We start from the raw sequence: 16,583 nt of genomic DNA on the forward strand, positions 1-16,583 counted from the left end.
CTGGGCGTCCTCTACCGCTACGGCAAGGCGGCCGACGGGCGCAACGAAACCGGTCTGTGGACGTTCACCAGCAAGGGCCCCGACGGCTTCGACGCTCCCCGCAAGACGTGGGATTCCGGCAAGGACAGTTGGAACTGGGATGCCAGCAAGGTCGTCGCCGGTGACTTCAACGGTGACGGCAAGGCCGACCTCGCCGTTCTGTACAACTACGGCAGGACCTCCGACGGGCGCAACGAGTCCGCCCTCTTCACCTTCACCAGCGACGGCGACGGCTTCAACTCCCCCCGCAAGGTATGGGAGTCCGGCAAGGGCAGCTGGAACTGGAACACCAGCAAGCTCGCCGCGGGCGACTTCAACGGCGACGGCAAGTCCGACCTCGCCGTGCTCTACGGCTACGGCAAGACTGCCGACGGGCGCAACGAGTCCGCTCTCTGGTTCACCGCCAACGACTCCAACGGCTTCAACGAGCCGCGCAAGGTGTGGGATTCCGGCAAGGACAGCTGGGACTGGAACGCCAGCAAGATTGTCGCCGGTGACTTCAACGCCGACGGGAAGACCGATCTCGCCGTTCTGTACAACTACGGCAAGACTTCCGACGGGCGCAACCAGACCGGCCTGTGGGTCTTCGACGGCAGCAAGAACGGCTTCGACGCTCCCCGCAAGGTGTGGGAGTCCGGCAAGGACAGCTGGAGCTGGGACTCGAGTGAGCTGACCGCCGGTGACTTCAACGGTGACGGCAAGACCGACATCGGCGTCACCTACAGCTACGGGCAGGGTGCCGACGGCCGCGTGCAGACCGGCGTGTGGACCTTCGCCGGCAAGACCGGCGGTGGCTTCGAGTCGCCGCGCAAGGTCTGGAACAACAACCTGTAGCCGTACCCGGACCCGTGCCCCTGACGGGGCGCGGGTCTCCTTACCGAGGACCCCATGAAGTTCGCCACCCCCCTCACCCGCCGCGGCCTTTGCGGGGTCGCCCTCGCCGCCTCGCTGTCCACCGCGGCCGCCGCCGGACCGCTCACCGCCAGTGCCGGCCAGGCCGCTCCCGGGCAGAACAGTGCGCAGGCCGCGCCGTCGCGCGGTGTGCCCAACCTGTCCCTGCCCGACCTGTGGAAGCCCGGTGCGCAGCCGGGGCCCTCCGCCGCCGGGGATGCCGGGATTCCCGCCACCGCCCTGGACGCGTACAAGAAGGCCGCAGAAGCCGTCGCGGGCAGTCAGCCCGGCTGTCACATCCCCTGGGAACTGGTCGCCGGTATCGGGCGGGTCGAGTCCGTGCACGCCTCGGGGTACGGGCTGCGCGAGGACGGGTCCACCGCGACGCCCATCCGCGGGCCCCGGCTCGACGGAAAACAGTTCGCGCTCATCCGGGACACCGACGGCGGGCGCTGGGACGGGGACACCGAGTACGACCGGGCCGTCGGGCCCACCCAGTTCATTCCGTCGACGTGGGCCGTCTGGGGTGCCGACGGCAACGGCGACGGGGCCAAGGACCCCAACAACATCTACGACGCCGCCCTCGGTACCGCCCGCTATCTCTGTGCCGGGGACCGGGATCTCAACCATCCCGCCGACCTCGACAAGGCGATTCTCAGCTACAACAATTCGCGGGAATACGTGAACGCCGTGCTGCAGTGGATGCGGACGTACCAGGGCGGCCACGCCACCGCGATTCCCGATGACACTCCGGCCACGCCGTACCGGCCCGATCCGGGGGCTCGCGGGGCGTCGGTCACGTCGTCCGCCAAGGCCGTTGCCGGTGACGGCACTTCGCGGCCGCCGACCCCCGCTCCCCGACCCGAACCGAAGCCCGAACCGAAGCCCGAGCCCAAACCCGTCCCGGCCCCCGATCTCACCCCCGCCCGCCTCGACGTCCTCGGGCCCGACCGGGTCGGTGCCGAGACCGGCCAGGTGCTCGGCGACCCGTTCCGCGTCTGGGTCGGCAACCGCAGCGGCCAGGGCGTTCCCCGGCAGGACGTCGTCTTCGAGATCGTCGGCGACGGGACCGATGCGCGGTTCCCCGGCGGCACCAGGAACGTCACCGTCCGAACCGACGGCCACGGCGTCGCCGTTGCACCGCCCCTCCACACCGGGGACCGGCCCGGCACCTTCGCCGTCCGGGCCCGGGGTGCCGGCCGGGAGGCCGGGGTCCAGGTGGCTCTGCGGCTCTCGCCCACCGCCACCGCCGACAGCCTCCGGATGCTCGAAGAGAAGCCTCTGCAGGCCGTCGTCGGCGGTGAGTTCCCGGGCGAGGCACGCATCGAGGCGACCCGCTACGGGCAGGCCGCCCTCGGGACGCGGGTCACTGCGACCCTCACCGGCGAGGGTGAGGACGCGCCGTACTTCACGGCTGCGGACGGCATCCCCGTCCGTACCCTCGCCCTGCCCGCGCCCGCCTCCGACGGCGTCGTGACGCTGCCCGCCCTCCGCGCCGGCCGGACTCCCGGTGCGTACGTCCTGCGCCTCACCACCCCCGAAGGCGTCACGCTGGACGTCCCGCTGACGGTCATGACCGCCGCATCATGACCGTCACAGCTTCGAGCCGCCCGTGGCGTCGATCCGCTGACCGGTGATCCAGCGGCCCGCGTCCGACGCGAGGAAGGCGATCACGTCGGCGATGTCCTGCGGCACGCCCATCCGCCGGAAGACGGAGAAGGCCGCCAACTGCTCGCGGGCCTCGGGGCTCTGGCGTATCGCCGCGTTCATGTCCGTCTCGACGAAGCCGGGGGCCACGCAGTTGACCGTGATGCCCCGGCTGCCGAGTTGCTGGGCCAGGGCCAGGGTCATGACGTCGACGGCGCCCTTGGTCATCGCGTAGACGATGGCGTCGGGGAAGGCGTGGCGCGTCACCGCCGAGGTGAGGTTGATGATGCGGCCGTTGTCGCGCATGCGCTCCAGGCCCTGCTGGATCACGAACAGCGGGGCCTTGGCGTTGACGGCCACGAGGTCGTCGAAGTGCTCCGGCGTGACGTCGGCGAGCTCCCGCATCGTGCCGTCGGCCGCGTTGTTGACGAGAATGTCGAGGCCGGGTTCGGCGCCGAGTTCCTTCAGACCCGTGTCGAAGGCGGCGTACAGCTCCGTCACGGCACCGGGTTCGGCGAGGTTCGCGCGGACCGGGAAGGCCCGGCCGCCCTCCGCCTCGATCGCGGCGACGGTTTCCCGCGCCGCCGCCTCGTTGCTGCCGTAGTGGACGGCCACGAGGGCGCCCTGGCGGGCGAGTTCCTCGGCCGTGCTGCGGCCGATGCCGCGGCTGGATCCGGTGACGAGCGCGGTCTTGCCCTGCAGTGCACCCATGAGTGATGCGTCCCCCGTGATCGGTGTGTGCGTACGCGGCCGGAATGACAAACCGGCCGGTCAGTATCTTATGGCGCCTTCACATGTATGCAGGTGAACCCCGCCCGGTCCGGGCGGGGTTCACAGGCGGGCGGCGTCAGCCGCGCGAAGCGGAGCGGCGGCGGGCCGCGACGACCATGCCGGTGCCCGCCACGAGGGCGGCGGCGCTGCCGGCGATCAGCCACGGCGTCTCGCTGCCGGCACCGGTGGAGGCCAGCTGGGTGGTGTCACCGCCGTTGGCGGTGGTGTTGCTGTCGCCGGTGCCGGCGGCGGCAGCGGGGCTGGGGCTCGCCGAGGCGGTGGCGCTCGCGCTGGCGGTCGGGCTGGGCTTGGGGCTCGGGGACGGGCTCTGCTTGGCCGGGGAGGGGGACTCCGAGGCCTTGTGGTCCTTGTCTCCGCCGTGCTCGGCCGGCTGGGGCGAGGGGGACGTGGCCTGGCCCTCCACGGCGATGGTCGGAAGCTCTGTACGCGCCACGCCGGAAACCACCACCGTCGCGGTGGCCTTGGGGAACACCGGGAAGTCGGCATCCAGGCGGATGTGCAGCTTGATGGTGCGCCTTTCGCCCTTCTCGAGCTTCCCATCCTCCACTCTGCCGAACACGGAACCGTAGGCGGAGGGCTGGTAGACCGATCGCCACGACCCGTCCGCGCCCTGGTACTCGATCTCCGGCTTGTCCGTCTTGGAACCGTCCCTCTTATCCAACACGGCGTTGAGAATGAACGTGAGCGAGAAGTCCTTGACGGCATCGCCCTTGGCGTTGTCGACGACGAAGGAGAACTCCGTCCAGTTCTTGTCCCCGGTGACAAGCTTCTTGGGGAAGTCCGGGAAGGTCAGGGTGGCCTTGGCCTCCGTCTCCTTCTGCGGCTCCGTGGCCGTCTGGCCCGCCGGCTGCACGGTGTTGTTGCCGTCGTCGGCGAGCGCCGGCGTGGCGAGGAAGACGGCAGGGGCGAGGGAGACGGCGGCCGCGACCGTCGCTATTCGGGACAGCTTCATGCGAGCAACCTCTGTGGGTGAGGAGTGTGTGACGAGACGGGACACTTGGTACGGGGGTGATGGTAATGGCCGTATAAACGCCGCGCCGCGCAGATCGCACTTACTGTCGGTACGCGTACGGATCCCCGTAACCGCCCTCCGGAGGCGCCCAGCTCAGCGGCTCGATGTGCGCGTTGAACGGCACCCCGTCGTCCCGCGTCATCGCCGGCCGCGGGTGGTCGAGGTGCAGCAGTGTGTCCTCGTACCGGACCACCGGTGCCGCGGCGCCCAGCCGGGCGACGACGTCGTCGTCCTCGCCGCCCCAGCCCTCGAACCGCTCGTCGAAGCCGCCGACTTGGCGGAAGACATCGTTCCGCACCCACACGCAGCCGCCCGGCGGCTCCCGCAGCAGCAGCCCGCGCAGGCCGCCGCCCTCGCGGTCGCGGAACGGGATGACGATGTCGGCGGCCGCGGGCCCGGGCCGGGTGGTGGTGTGGGGTCGGCGCACAGCGCCTTGTACGCGGCTGCCGCGTCACCGGTGACGAAACCGGACAGCAATCCGTCGACCGTCCGGTAATGCGGCTCGCTCGCTTCCCAGTAGTCGGCGGCGATGCCGGGGACGGCCGGGTCGCGGACGAGGACGGCGTGGGCGGTGAGGCGCTCGGCGAGCGGGGTGGTGGTGTCGGGCACGTACGGGCTCCTGGGCAGTGGGCAGTCGGGTTCAGGTCCGCATCCCCGGCGGGCCGCTGCCCGCCCCGCGGACCGTACGGGCGTACCACCCAGGGCCGACGCCCACGATCCGTTTGAAGTTCCTTGCCAGGTGCGACTGGTCGCAGAATCCCGTGCTCGCGGCCACCTCGGGTGCGGCCCGGCCCTCCAGCAGGAGCCGGCGGGCGCGGTCGACGCGGCAGGCGGTCAGGTACTGGTGCGGGGCGATGCCGAATTCGCGGCTGAACGCCCGGACGAGATGGGCGGGATGGGCGTGCAGCAGGGTTGCCGCCTCCTGGAGGGACAGGCCCTCGGGGACGTGCTCGTCGAGGAGGTCGCGCAGCCGGTGGGCCAGGCCGACCCGGTCCGGGCGGGGCGGGGACGGGGGGACGAGGCGGCTCGGGTGCCCCAGGTGTCCCAGGATGCGTTCGCAGATGAGGGCGAGGCGGGATTCCGCCTCCAGGTCCTCGCCGGGTTCGGCGAGCACGGTGTGCAGTTGGTGGATGCGGCGCCGTAACAGCGGGTCGGCCAGCGCCGGTCCGTCCACGGCCCGCCCGATGTGCTCCACGCCCAGCACGTCCGCGTCCAGGTACAGGACCCGCTTGCGGAAGCCGTGCGGCGTCACCGGGCAGCCGTTGTGCGGCACATGCGGGGGGAGCAGAGTGACGAGGTCGCTGAGGGCGCCGTGCTCGTGGCGGTCCAGGTCGTAACGGACCATGCCGTCGTCGACGATGAGGAGCGTCCACGTGTCGTGCGCGTGCATGGGGTAGACGTGGTCGGTGAAGTGGGCGTGGAGGACTTCGGCGACCCCGGCCACGGCCGGCCGCCACGCCGTGAGGTCGGGGCGGGCAACCATGCAAAGATCGTACAAGACCGGGGTCGTTGCAGCGGGTCACAATCCGGTGCATGGAAACCGAGAACGCCCCCGTCCGCTTCGACACCAAGATCGCTGTCCTGCTGCGCGACGACCTGCACACCTGGCAGCGCCTGAACGTCACGGCCTTCCTGGTCAGCGGGATCGGCACCGCGCTTCCCGAGGTGATCGGCGAGCCCTACGGGGACGCCGACGGCACGGAGTACCTGTCGATGTTCCGGCAGCCCGTGCTCGTCTTCGAGGGGTCGAAGGAGCTGCTGACGACGGCGCACGGCCGGGCCCTGGGCCGCGGGATCCCGCTGTCCGTCTTCACCTCGGACCTGTTCACCACCAACAACGACCGTGACAACCGCGCTGCGGTGCGTGCCGTGGGCAAGGACCAGCTCGACCTGGTCGGCATCGCTCTCTACGGTCCGCGCAACGGCGTGGACAAGGTGCTCAAGGGCGCCACGATGCACCCCTGACCCTGCATCGCCGAACCGGCCGAACCACCAGACGGACCGTCAGACTGGAGCGAGCAGCGTGTCCGAGACGACCGCGCAACGACGTGACCCTGTCGATGCCCACCTCTACCTGCTGGCCACGATGGCGTTCTTCGGAAGTGCCTTCACCAGTTCCAAGGTGGTCGTGGGACATGTCCCGCACCAGGTGGCGGCGGCGCTGCGGTTCGGAGGCGGGGCCGTGATCCTGCTGCTGATCCTGGCCGTGGCCGGGCGCAGGTCCGGTCCCTTCGTGTGGCGGGAGGCCGTACGGGCCGGTCTCGTCGGGCTGTTGGGCGTCTTCGCGTACAACCTCTTCTTCTTCTGGGGGCTCTCGCTTGCGCCGTCCGTCGACGGCAGCATCATCGTCCCGGTGCTCAGCCCGGTCCTCACGACCACCGCGCTGCTCGTGATGGGCAAGGAGACCGCGTCCGTCCCGCGCATCGCCGGCCTGGTGCTCGGCGTGGCCGGGGCCGTGGTCTTCTTCCTCGGCATCGGCGACGCGGCCGGGGGCGTGAGCGGGCAGCGGCTGACGGGAGACCTCGTCTATCTGCTGGGCGCCGCCGCCTGGGCGGCCTACAGCATCACCTCGAAGCGGGTGCTGGCCGGCATCGAGCCGTTGCGCGCCACCACGTACGGCACCGTCGCCGGCTCACTCGGACTGGTGCTGCTCGCCCTTCCGGCCGTGCCGGACACCCACTGGAGCAGCCTCCCCGCGAGCACCTGGGCCAACGTCGGCTACCTGGCGGTCGGTCCGACTGCCATCGCCTATCTCTGCTTCTACCGGGGCCTGCGCAGTGTCAGTCCCTCGACGGCCACGGTGATGATGTTCGCGGTCCCGGTCTTCGGGGTGACCAGCTCGGTGCTCTTTCTGGACGAGTCGTTCACGGCGACCCAGGTGGCGGGCGGTGTCGTCATGCTGGCCGGCGCCGTGCTGGCCGTGACCCAGGGACGGTTCGCGCGTGCCGGACGGAAGGCGGCGCCGGCACCGCAGGCCTCCCCGTCGGCCGTTGCTCCGGAAGGTGCACGGGCGAACTGAACGGTCCGGACGGCCCTCGTGCGCCCTCAACGGCCGCTCACGGCACCGGGGCCGTCCGGATCCGGGGCGCGGGCGACCCTCGCGTGCCGGACCAGCACCTCGACGAACCCGGCGACCACCGGGCCGGGGGTGGCGGCGGTGTACGCGAACAGAGGCTGCCGGACCGGTGGGTCGGGCAGCCTGGTGCGTCCGGTGAAGCTCGGCGGCAGCAGGTAGGCCGGTACGAGGGCGGGGCCCAGTCCCGAGGCCGCGAGCCAGGGTGTCGCCGCGCTCTGCTCGGCCTGCACGGCTGTCCTCGGAGTGAAACCGGCCGTCGCACAGGCCTCGTCGAGGACGGCGCCGAGGGTGTTGTCCGGTGCCAGGCGCACCCAGGCCCGGTCTGCGAGGTCGGCGAGGGGCAGGGCCTCCCCGGCGGCGTGTTCCGCGGCCGTGTCCCCGGGCGGCAGCACCACCACGAATTCGGCCACGCCGATCAGGCGCCGACTCCCGTGCCAGCCGTCGAGCGCGGGGCCGATGGCGATGTCGGCGCGGCCCTCTCCGAGCGCGGCCATGAGGTCCTTCGTGCGGCGGTGTTCGGCCAGCCGCACCTCCATCGCGGGATGGCTCTCGTGCCAGGCGCGCAGCACGGGCGGCAGCAGCCCGAGGCTGATCGAGTCCATTGTGGCCAGCTGCAGTTCGCCCCGGAGCCCGCTCACCGCCCTCGCCGCCGCCGGACGGATCCGGCCCGCTTCGGTCACGGCGGCGCGCACGTGGGGATGTATCGCCTGCCCCAGGGCTGTCAGCCGCAACGGTCGCGCGTCGCGTTCGACGAGCAACCCGCCGCAGAACCGCTCCAGAGCCTGTAACTGCCGTGATAGGGCGGGCTGAGAGATGTGCAGCCGCTGTGCAGCCCGCGTGAAGGAGCCTTCCTCCACGATGGCGAGCATGTACTGGAGCTGCCGCAGGGTCACCATGATCAGAAGTTATACGACCATGCCGACTAGGACTTGGACTGGAAGCCGTGCGTCCGGCAGGGTCGTGATGTCAGCGGTGAAGGCCGTCCTCACCAGGACGGCGGGACCGGCGCGGAGGCCCACCGGCTGCCTCGCGGGCTGGCGTTCAGCACTGCATGTCTTTGCACCTGCATCGTCTGCATCTCTGCTTCTCTGCAACTGCACCGCCGTTCCGCGTACTCGCACCGCCGCCGCTCTCCGGTCCCCTCTCCGTTCCGTTCTTCCGGACCGTGTTCCGTGCACCGGCGGCGGAGGCGAGCCGCTTCGCCCCCTCATCGGCTCGAATCCCTGCTGTCCGGCCGCCCGTTGCCGTTCTCCGGCGCCCGGACCCCCTCTCGCACAGTATTCGAAGGTTGGCGTGCCTATGTCTGTTGCCGAATTCCGGGTCCTCGGACCGCTTTCCTTATCGATATCCGGGCAGTCCGTCCAGCTGCACGGCGCGAAACAGCAAGTCATCCTCGGCACACTGCTGTTGTGCCACGGCCGGCGGGTCTCCCTGGACCGGCTGGCGGACACCGTCTGGGAACACCATCCGCCGGCCACCGCGCGCAAACAGATCCGCAACGCCGTCTCCGGGCTCCGGGGCGTGCTGCAGGCGGCCGGAGCCGCCGTCCGCCACGAGAGCGACGGCTACCGGCTGGACCTCGGCGACGCCGCCCTCGATGCGCGGACGTTCCAGGAGCACTGCGGCCGGGCCCGGTTCTGCCTGGAGCAGGGCCAGGACGGTGATGCCAGGACGGAGCTGCGCGCGGCGCTGTCCCTCTGGCAGGGCCCCGTCCTGTCCGGCCTCGAGCGGTCCGGGCTGCGGGCGCAGACCGCAGTCCTGGAGGAGCAGCGGCTGGCGGTCCTGGAGGAGTGGGCGGAGCTGGAGCTTGCCCGGGGCCGACATGCCGCCGTGATCGGCGAACTGTCGGCAGCGGTGGCCGAACACCCGCTCCGGGAGCGGCTGGTGGCGCAGTTCGTCCTGGCCCTCTTCCACTCCGGGGACCGGGCCCGCGCCTTCGCCGTCCACGAGCGCACCCGCCGGAAGCTCGCGGACACCCTCGGCCTGGATCCCGGCCCGGAACTCCAGGAGGCCCACCAGCGCATGCTGGCCGACGACATGTGCGTCCCGGGCCCGGCCACCGCACCGCTCCCGGAGCGCACCGCCGTCCCCCGGGCGCAGCTGCCCGGCAACCTGCCCGCAGACCTCGGGCACTTCACCGGCCGGGCTGCCGTCCGCCGCCGGCTGCTCGGGCTCACCGGCGAGGACGACGGCCCGGGGGCGGTGCGCACCGCCCTGATCGAAGGGATGGCCGGGGTGGGCAAGACCGCGCTCGCCGTGCACGCCGCCCACCGCCTCGCGCCCCGGTACCCGGACGGCGCCCTCTTTCTCGACCTGTGCGGGCACAGTGCCGCTGCGCAACCGCTGCCCCCCGCCGCGGCACTGGCGCAACTGCTGCGCGCCGCAGGCGTGGAGACGGGCGGAATCGACGTGCCGGAGGGGCTTTCGGTGACGGAACTGTCGGGCCTGTGGCGCTCCTGGCTCGCCGGACGCAGCGTGCTGCTGGTCCTGGACGACGCGGCCGGCACCGACCAGATCCGCCCGCTGCTGGCCGACAGTCCCGGCTGCCTCACCCTCGTCACCAGCCGCCGCAGCCTGACCGGCCTGTCCGCGGCCCGCCCGCACTTCCTGGGCCCCTTCTCGCGCGAGGAGTCCCGCGAGCTGTTCCACCGCCTGGCCGACGACGGCTCCGGCCGGTTCGCCGGACGGCAGGAGGTGCGGCCCGACGAGCTGGACGGGCTGCTCGGGCACTGCGACGACCACCCGCTCGCCGTCGCGGCCGCCGCCACGAAACTGGGCCACCGGCCCGCCTGGAGCATCGGATACCTCGCCGCCCGCCTCGCCGACCCGGGTCGGCGCCTGGCCGAACTGCGCACCGAGGACGGCGGCCTGCTGCACCGCATCGACCTCTCCTACGGCGGCCTCCACCCCGACCAGCAGCGGCTGTTGAGACTGCTCGGTCTCATGGCCACCCCGGTGGTGAGCGCCCACAGCGCCTCGGCGCTGTGCGGCCTTCCGGTGCAGCGCACCGAGGAACTGCTGGAGGGGCTGGTGGACGAACACCTGCTGCAGCAGCCCGAGGCCGGCCACTACCGGGTGCTCGGCCTCGTGCAGGCCTACTGCCGGCAGCTGTCGTGCCGACTGGACACCCCCGAGGCCCGCGAGTCGGCGCTCAAGGGTCTGCACGACTTCTACATGGAACGGCAGTTGATCCTCTCCTACGCGGGCGACCCCTGCCCCCTCCAGCCTTCTTGGGATTCGATATGACCGGGCACCTTCAGACGGATTTCTTCCTCGCCCTGGCCCTCGCCCTCACCGCCGCCCGGCTCTGCGGCGCGGCGGCCCGGCGGATCGGACAGCCTCCGGTGGTCGGCGAGATATTCGCCGGTATTCTCCTCAGCCCCACCGTGCTGACCGCGCCGGTGAGCCACGCACTCATTCCGGGCAGCGTGCGGCCGCTCCTCGAAGGGCTGGCCAATATCGGCCTCGCCATTTTCATGTTCACGGTCGGATACGAACTCGACCTCGCCCTGCTGCGGGGACGCAGACGGACCGCGCTCACCCTGGCGGCGGGGTCGGTCGTCGTCCCGCTGGCGGCCGGCGTGCTGCTGGCCCTGCCGCTGGCCGGTACGTACGCGCCGGGGAACCGCACGGGCTTCGTGCTGTTCCTCGGGGTGGCCATGTCCGTCACGGCCTTCCCCGTGCTGGCCCGCATCCTCACCGACCGCGGCCTCAACTCCCGGCCGCTCGGCGGGATCACGCTCGCGGCGGCGGCCGTCGGCGACGTGGCGGCGTGGCTCTGCCTCGCGGCCGTCGTGGCGTTCTGCGGTGCGACGGGGCAGTGGCACGTGATGTTCCTGCCCCTCTACGCGGCCGTCCTCTGGTGCGCCGTACGCCCGCTGTTCCGGCGGCTGTCGGCGGGCCCCGGACTCGGCGGCGAACTGCCCGCAGGGCTCCTCCCGGCGCTGACCGTGGCGCTGGCCGCGTCGTGCGCGGCCACCGAATGGATGGGCGTGCACTTCATCTTCGGCGCCTTCGCCCTCGGCGCGGTGCTGCCGAAGACGGGGCCGGAGCAGGTGCGCACCCGGCTCGTCGAGCAACTGGAACACGCCGGTTCGCACTTCCTGCTGCCGCTGTACTTCATCGTGGCCGGCACCAAGGTCGACCTCTCCGGGGTCGGCCCCGGGCTGCTCGGCACGCTGGCGGCGGTGGTGGCGGTCGCGGTGGCCTCCAAGGCGGCGGGTGCCTATGCCGGGGCACGGTTGTCGGGCACGGGGCACCGGATGGCGCTGCCCATCGCGGTCCTCATGAACACGCGCGGCCTGACGGAGATCGTCATCGTCACCGTCGGACTGCAGATGCACCTCATCGACGGGCGGTTCTACTCGATCATGTTGATCATGGCCGTGGTCACCACGGCCATGACCGGCCCGCTGCTCAACCTCGTGCGTGACGGCGCCCGGCGCGGCCCGGACACGGCCGCGACCGGAGCGCTCTCCGCGCCGCGGCCGGCCGGGGCCGTGTCGAGGACGGGACGGGGCTGAGGCGGGGACGGGCGGGACGGGCCGGGGAGACGGCGGGGACAGATCGGGGACGGGCCTTCCTACGGTCGTCGTGTCACTCACCGACCACCTGACACACCCGTCGACGGGCATCCCGCCCGACGCCCAGGGAGGCAGGAATGCCCCAGATCCCTCCGTCCCCGCACACCGCCCCCCGACTCCGCCGCCCCTCCGGCCCCTCCCGGACCGGTCAGCCGTGGTGGAACACCCAGCGGGCGTCCGCGATGCCCGTCCACCGCTACGTCCGCACCGGATCCCGGCTGCCGGAGCCGCCGGCCGAGCGCGTCTGGCCCGGCCGGCAGCTCGACCGCGCGCCCCTGTGGGCCTCGGTCGACCTGCGGGACGGTAACCAGGCGCTGGCCAACCCCATGGACATCGAGCGCAAGAGCCGGATGTTCGACCTCCTGGTGGGGATGGGCTTCAAGGAGATCGAGGTCGGCTACCCCTCGGCCAGCGACGCCGACTTCGCCTTCGTGCGCCGCCTGATCACCCGGGACCTGGTGCCCGACGACGTCACCATCTCCGTCTTCACGCCGGCCCGGCCCGAGTTGATCGACCGGACCTTCCAGGCCGTCGCGGGGGCCGATCGTGCCGTGGTGCACCTGTGCCACGCCACGGCCTGCCTGTGGCGCGAGGTCGTCTTCGCCATGACCCCGGCCGAGGTGCGGCGGATGGCGGTCTCCTCTGCCCGGCACGTCGCCCGGCGTGCCGACGCGGCCAAGGGGGCGCGACTGCGCTTCGAGTACTCGCCGGAGACGTTCAACGTCACGGAACCGGAGTTCGTCCTCGAACTCTCCCAGGCCGTCGCATCCGTCTGGGACGCATCCCCCGACCGGCCCGTCACCCTCAACCTGCCGACCACCGTCGAGACGGACACCCCGGACGTCTTCGCCGACCAGGTCGAGTGGATGCACCGCAACCTGGACAACCGCGAGTCCTTCATCCTCTCCGTGCACCCGCACAACGACCGCGGCACCGCCGTCGCATCCGGCGAACTGGCCCTGATGGCCGGCGCCGACCGGGTCGAGGGCACGCTCTTCGGCAACGGCGAACGGACCGGCAACGTCTGCCTGGCGACCATGGCGCTCAACCTCTTCAGCCAGGGCGTAGACCCCCAGCTCGACTTCTCCGACATCGACGGCATCCGTGCCACCGTCGAGCACTGCAACCAGATCCCCGTGCACACGCGCCACCCCTACGCCGGTGATCTGGTCTACACCGCCTTCTCCGGAACCCACCAGGACGCCATCGCCAAGGGCCTGGCCGCCGTGGAGGCCCGGGCCGCGGCCGCCGGGGTCCCCGCCCGGGACACCCGCTGGGAAGTGCCCTACTTGCCGATCGACCCCAAGGACGTGGGGCGCAGCTACGAATCCGTGGTGCGGGTCAACAGCCAGTCCGGCAAGGGCGGCATCGCCCACATCCTCAAGAACGTGTACGGCCTGGACATCCCCCGCGGGCTGCGCGTGGAGCTGGCCCGCACCGTGCAGAAGGTCGCCGATGCCGAGGGGATCGAACTGACCTCGCGCGACCTGTGGGCCGTTCTCAGGCGCGAGTACCTCGAACAGCGTCCGCTGGGCCTGCTGCTGAAGGAGTTCCGGACGGAGGCGCGCGGCGGGACGACCCTGGTGCAGGCCTCCGTCGTGGAGGCCGACGGCCGTGAGACGTCCGTCGAGGGCACCGGCGCGGACGCCGCGGACGCCTTCGCCACCGCCGTCGCCCGGCTCGGCCTCGACGTCGCCCTCGTCACCGTGACGCACCACCCGCTCGCCGACAACCACGGCGAACGCACCGTCGCCTACGCGGAGATGAACGTCGGCGGGGTGACCGTCCATGGCGTCGGGCTCGACCCGGCACCCGAGACGGCTCTGGTCAACTCCGTGCTCTCGGCCGTCAACCGGGTGCTGGACCCGTCGTAGCGGACGGCGGCGGAACGGCATCGAGAACTTCCGCCCGACCCTGGCCCCGCCCCTGCCGCTGCCGCCGGTGCGGATGCCGGAAAGGAACCCCTGAATGACTCTGAAGGGCCTGCGCACGCCGCTGCCCGACGACACCGCCGTCCACCGCGTCGTCGAGGCACACGCCCGCAGAACTCCCCTCGCCACCGCCCTCACCTGCGGCGACGAGGAGCTCACCTATGCCGAACTCAATGCGCGGGCCAACCGGTTCGCCCACCACCTGCGCGGCCTCGGCGTCGGCCGCGGCACGGTCGTCGGCGTCTGCCTGGACCGTACGCCGGAGCTGATGACCGCCGTCCTGGGCATCCTCAAGTCCGGTGCCGCCTACTCCCCGCTGGACCCGACCTATCCCCGCGAGCGGCTGGACCTGATGCTCGCAAACCTCGGCCGGCTCGAACTCACCGTGGTCTCACCGGCCACCCAGGACCTCATCGGGCACGACCACACCAAGGTGCTCGACATCGAGGCGCTCGCGCCCCGCCTGGACGCCCTGCCCGCCGAGGACCCGCAGACCGACGTGACCGGCGACGACCTGTGCTACGTGGTCTTCACCTCGGGCTCCACCGGCACCCCCAAGGCCGTCGCGGTCCGCCACGAAGGCTGGTACAACCTGCTCAACTGGCTGGCCCTGGAGTACGGGCTGGACGAGCGGTCGAGCGGCCTGAGCGTCAGCTCGTTCGGCTTCGACATCAGCCAACGCGGGCTGATGGCACCGCTGTTCACGGGTGCGCCGCTGCACCTGCTGCCCAGCCGCAGCTTCGACGTCGCCATGGCCCACCGCATCATCGGCAGGCGCAGGGTCCGCACGCTCCACTGCGCCCCCAGCACGCTCTACCTGCTGGCCGAGCGGGACCTGGCCGAATCGCCGCGGGGCGGCCCGCTGACCGGCGTCGACCATGTCTTCATCGGCGGTGAGCCGTTGTCCGTCCCCCGCATCGAGGAGTGGGCGGCCCTGGAGGGCAACACCTGCACCCTCCTGCACCAGTACGGCGTGGCCGAGTGCACCGATGTGGCCTCCTCGTACGCCCTCCACGACTACCCCCGCCACCGCACCGGTTCCGCACCGGTCGGCCGTCCGGTGTACAACACCGAGATCCGTCTCATGGACGAGACCGATGACGGCCTCGCCGAGGTGCCGGACGGGGAGACCGGCGAGATCTGCATCTCCGGGACCAGCGTCGGCGAGGGCTATCTCAACGCCTCGCCCGAGGATGCCGAACGCTTCACCACGTTCGACACGGGCGACGGACAGGTGCGCCTCTACCGGACCGGTGACCGCGGATACGCCGACGCCGACGGCAATCTCGTCGTCGTCGGACGGGTCGACGCCCAGGTGAAGATCCGCGGCATGCGCATGGACCTGGGGGACGTCGAACACGGCGTGCGCGCGAGCGCCGCGGTGGAGGACGCCGTCGTCCTCGCCCTGCCCGGCGGTGACGGCGGGGCCCGGCTGGTGGCCTTCGTCGTCCCGGCCGCCGCCCCGCTCGACACCAGGGCCCTGCGCGCCGGGCTGCTGGCCGTACTGCCGCGGAACATGGTGCCCGAGCAGTTCGTCGAGCTGTCCGCCTTCCCCCTGAACCCCAACGGAAAGATCGACCGCAAGGCGCTCGCCGCCTCGGCCGTATGACCCGCCCCCCGTTTCCGTCAAAGGAGTTGACTCCCGCGTGACCACAGCCCAGCACCCCGAGCCGGCCGCCCAGATCTCCGGCAACGCCGTGGTGCCAGACGACATCAAGGCAGACATCGAGCAGTTCGGCCGCGACGGCTTCATCGGCCCGATCAAGCTCTACGAGCCCGAGGAGGCCGCGGAGCTGATCCGCGAGATCCGGATCAACAACCACGTCACCGACCGGGCGTTGTACAAGAACAGCGTCAACTACGACCGCCACTTCGACATCCCGCAGCTGACCCGGCACGTCACACACCCGACGATCGTCAAGTACCTCAATGCGATCCTGGGCCCGGACGTCCTGTTGTGGCGCACCGAGTGGTTCCCGAAGTTCCCCGGCGCCAAGGCCACCGAGTGGCACCAGGTCCGCGACTACAGCTACGCGAACGGCAAACCGCAGCTGCTGCCCACCGAGTCGGACTGGAACGCCTACATCGACATCACCGTGTGGACCACCTTCACGCCGGCCACCAGGGACCGGGCCTGCATGAAGTTCGTGCGCGGCTCGCAGCGCGAGTGGATCTTCGACGAGCACAAGGCGACGCAGAGCGGCCGCAGCGACGACTACGACGTCGCCCACGCCGACACCGGCTTCTTCGGCTACAACTTCTCGGACTTCGCGGTCGACCCCCACTGGGAGCCGCGGCCCGAGGACGTCGTGGAGCTGGAGATGAAGCCGGGCGAGGCGGTCATCTTCACCGCCTCGTGCGTGCACGGCTCCACGCCCAACCTCACCGAGCGCGAGACGCGTTTCGCCATCGCCGGGCGCTACGTGCCGACGCACGTCCGCGTCTACCCGGACCAGAACTCCTTCACCGCACACGGCGCCACCTTCGACCTGTCGGAGTACGGCAGCGTGCTCGTCTCCGGCGAGAACACCTTCGACCACAACCGGATCCGTACGGAGAACAACCACGGCGAGGCGTTCGCCCTCCGCACGGCCCGCTGACCCCCGACCCCG

General features: G+C 71.4%; 14 protein-coding genes. 9 read left to right on the forward strand and 5 right to left on the reverse strand.

Going from position 1 to position 16,583, the window contains the following annotated elements; all coding sequences use genetic code 11:
* Positions 1-873, forward strand: an 873-nt coding sequence (locus HG542_RS22485) for an FG-GAP repeat domain-containing protein (RefSeq protein ID WP_171084273.1), incomplete at its 5' end; no start/stop codon positions are given.
* Between the two features lie 54 nt (positions 874-927).
* Positions 928-2,520 carry a lytic transglycosylase domain-containing protein gene (locus HG542_RS22490; RefSeq protein WP_171084275.1) on the forward strand — a complete coding sequence of 531 codons (1,593 nt, stop codon included), beginning with the start codon at positions 928-930 and terminating at the stop codon, positions 2,518-2,520.
* A gap of 3 nt (positions 2,521-2,523) precedes the next feature.
* Here the strand turns inward: HG542_RS22490 and HG542_RS22495 are convergent, their stop codons facing one another.
* From HG542_RS22495 to HG542_RS22510, 4 genes are all read right to left on the reverse strand, one after another.
* Positions 2,524-3,288 (reverse strand): SDR family oxidoreductase, encoded by a 765-nt coding sequence (locus HG542_RS22495; protein WP_171084276.1) that lies wholly within the window; start codon positions 3,286-3,288, stop codon positions 2,524-2,526.
* 136 nt (positions 3,289-3,424) lie between these two features.
* Entirely contained in the window at positions 3,425-4,321 is an 897-nt protein-coding gene (locus HG542_RS22500) for an LAETG motif-containing sortase-dependent surface protein (protein ID WP_171084278.1), read from the reverse strand.
* Positions 4,322-4,421: 100 nt separating this feature from the next.
* Positions 4,422-4,808 (reverse strand): galactosyltransferase-related protein, encoded by a 387-nt coding sequence (locus tag HG542_RS22505; protein ID WP_171084280.1) that lies wholly within the window; start codon positions 4,806-4,808, stop codon positions 4,422-4,424.
* Positions 4,809-5,021: 213 nt separating this feature from the next.
* Positions 5,022-5,864 carry a helix-turn-helix domain-containing protein gene (locus HG542_RS22510; RefSeq protein WP_171084282.1) on the reverse strand — a complete coding sequence of 281 codons (843 nt, stop codon included), beginning with the start codon at positions 5,862-5,864 and terminating at the stop codon, positions 5,022-5,024.
* Between the two features lie 50 nt (positions 5,865-5,914).
* Between HG542_RS22510 and HG542_RS22515 the strand changes: the two genes are divergently transcribed.
* Positions 5,915-6,346 carry a DUF2000 domain-containing protein gene (locus HG542_RS22515; RefSeq protein ID WP_171084284.1) on the forward strand — a complete coding sequence of 144 codons (432 nt, stop codon included), beginning with the start codon at positions 5,915-5,917 and terminating at the stop codon, positions 6,344-6,346.
* Between the two features lie 58 nt (positions 6,347-6,404).
* The gene (locus HG542_RS22520) at positions 6,405-7,400 is read left to right on the forward strand and encodes a DMT family transporter (protein WP_229922519.1); all 996 of its coding nucleotides are present in this window, start codon (positions 6,405-6,407) and stop codon (positions 7,398-7,400) included.
* A gap of 26 nt (positions 7,401-7,426) precedes the next feature.
* Here HG542_RS22520 and HG542_RS22525 read toward each other — a convergent pair whose 3' ends face one another.
* On the reverse strand, positions 7,427-8,353 hold the full coding sequence (locus tag HG542_RS22525; protein WP_171084287.1) for a LysR family transcriptional regulator: 927 nt from the start codon (positions 8,351-8,353) through the stop codon (positions 7,427-7,429).
* 403 nt (positions 8,354-8,756) lie between these two features.
* On the opposite strand from HG542_RS22525, the gene HG542_RS22530 reads away from it, so the two are divergent.
* The 5 genes from HG542_RS22530 (at position 8,757) to HG542_RS22550 (ending at position 16,571) form a co-directional block, all read left to right on the forward strand.
* A complete protein-coding gene (locus tag HG542_RS22530; RefSeq protein ID WP_171084289.1) occupies positions 8,757-10,703 on the forward strand; it encodes an AfsR/SARP family transcriptional regulator in 1,947 nt (648 codons plus the stop codon).
* Positions 10,700-11,980: a cation:proton antiporter gene (locus HG542_RS22535; protein WP_171084291.1), complete on the forward strand. Its 1,281-nt coding sequence runs from the start codon at positions 10,700-10,702 to the stop codon at positions 11,978-11,980. Before HG542_RS22530 ends, HG542_RS22535 begins: the two co-directional genes overlap by 4 nt.
* Before the next feature lie 137 nt (positions 11,981-12,117).
* Positions 12,118-13,914, forward strand: a complete 1,797-nt coding sequence (locus tag HG542_RS22540; protein WP_171084294.1) for a 2-isopropylmalate synthase — start codon at positions 12,118-12,120, stop codon at positions 13,912-13,914.
* Between the two features lie 94 nt (positions 13,915-14,008).
* Complete coding sequence (locus HG542_RS22545) at positions 14,009-15,580, forward strand: amino acid adenylation domain-containing protein (RefSeq protein ID WP_171084296.1); 1,572 nt, start codon at positions 14,009-14,011, stop codon at positions 15,578-15,580.
* A 37-nt stretch (positions 15,581-15,617) separates the two neighbouring features.
* A complete protein-coding gene (locus HG542_RS22550) occupies positions 15,618-16,571 on the forward strand; it encodes a chlorinating enzyme (protein ID WP_218039070.1) in 954 nt (317 codons plus the stop codon).
* Positions 16,572-16,583 lie beyond the last annotated feature (12 nt).

It is taken from the genome of Streptomyces morookaense, from assembly GCF_013030945.1.
In the GTDB taxonomy this organism is placed as follows: domain Bacteria; phylum Actinomycetota; class Actinomycetes; order Streptomycetales; family Streptomycetaceae; genus Streptomyces; species Streptomyces morookaensis.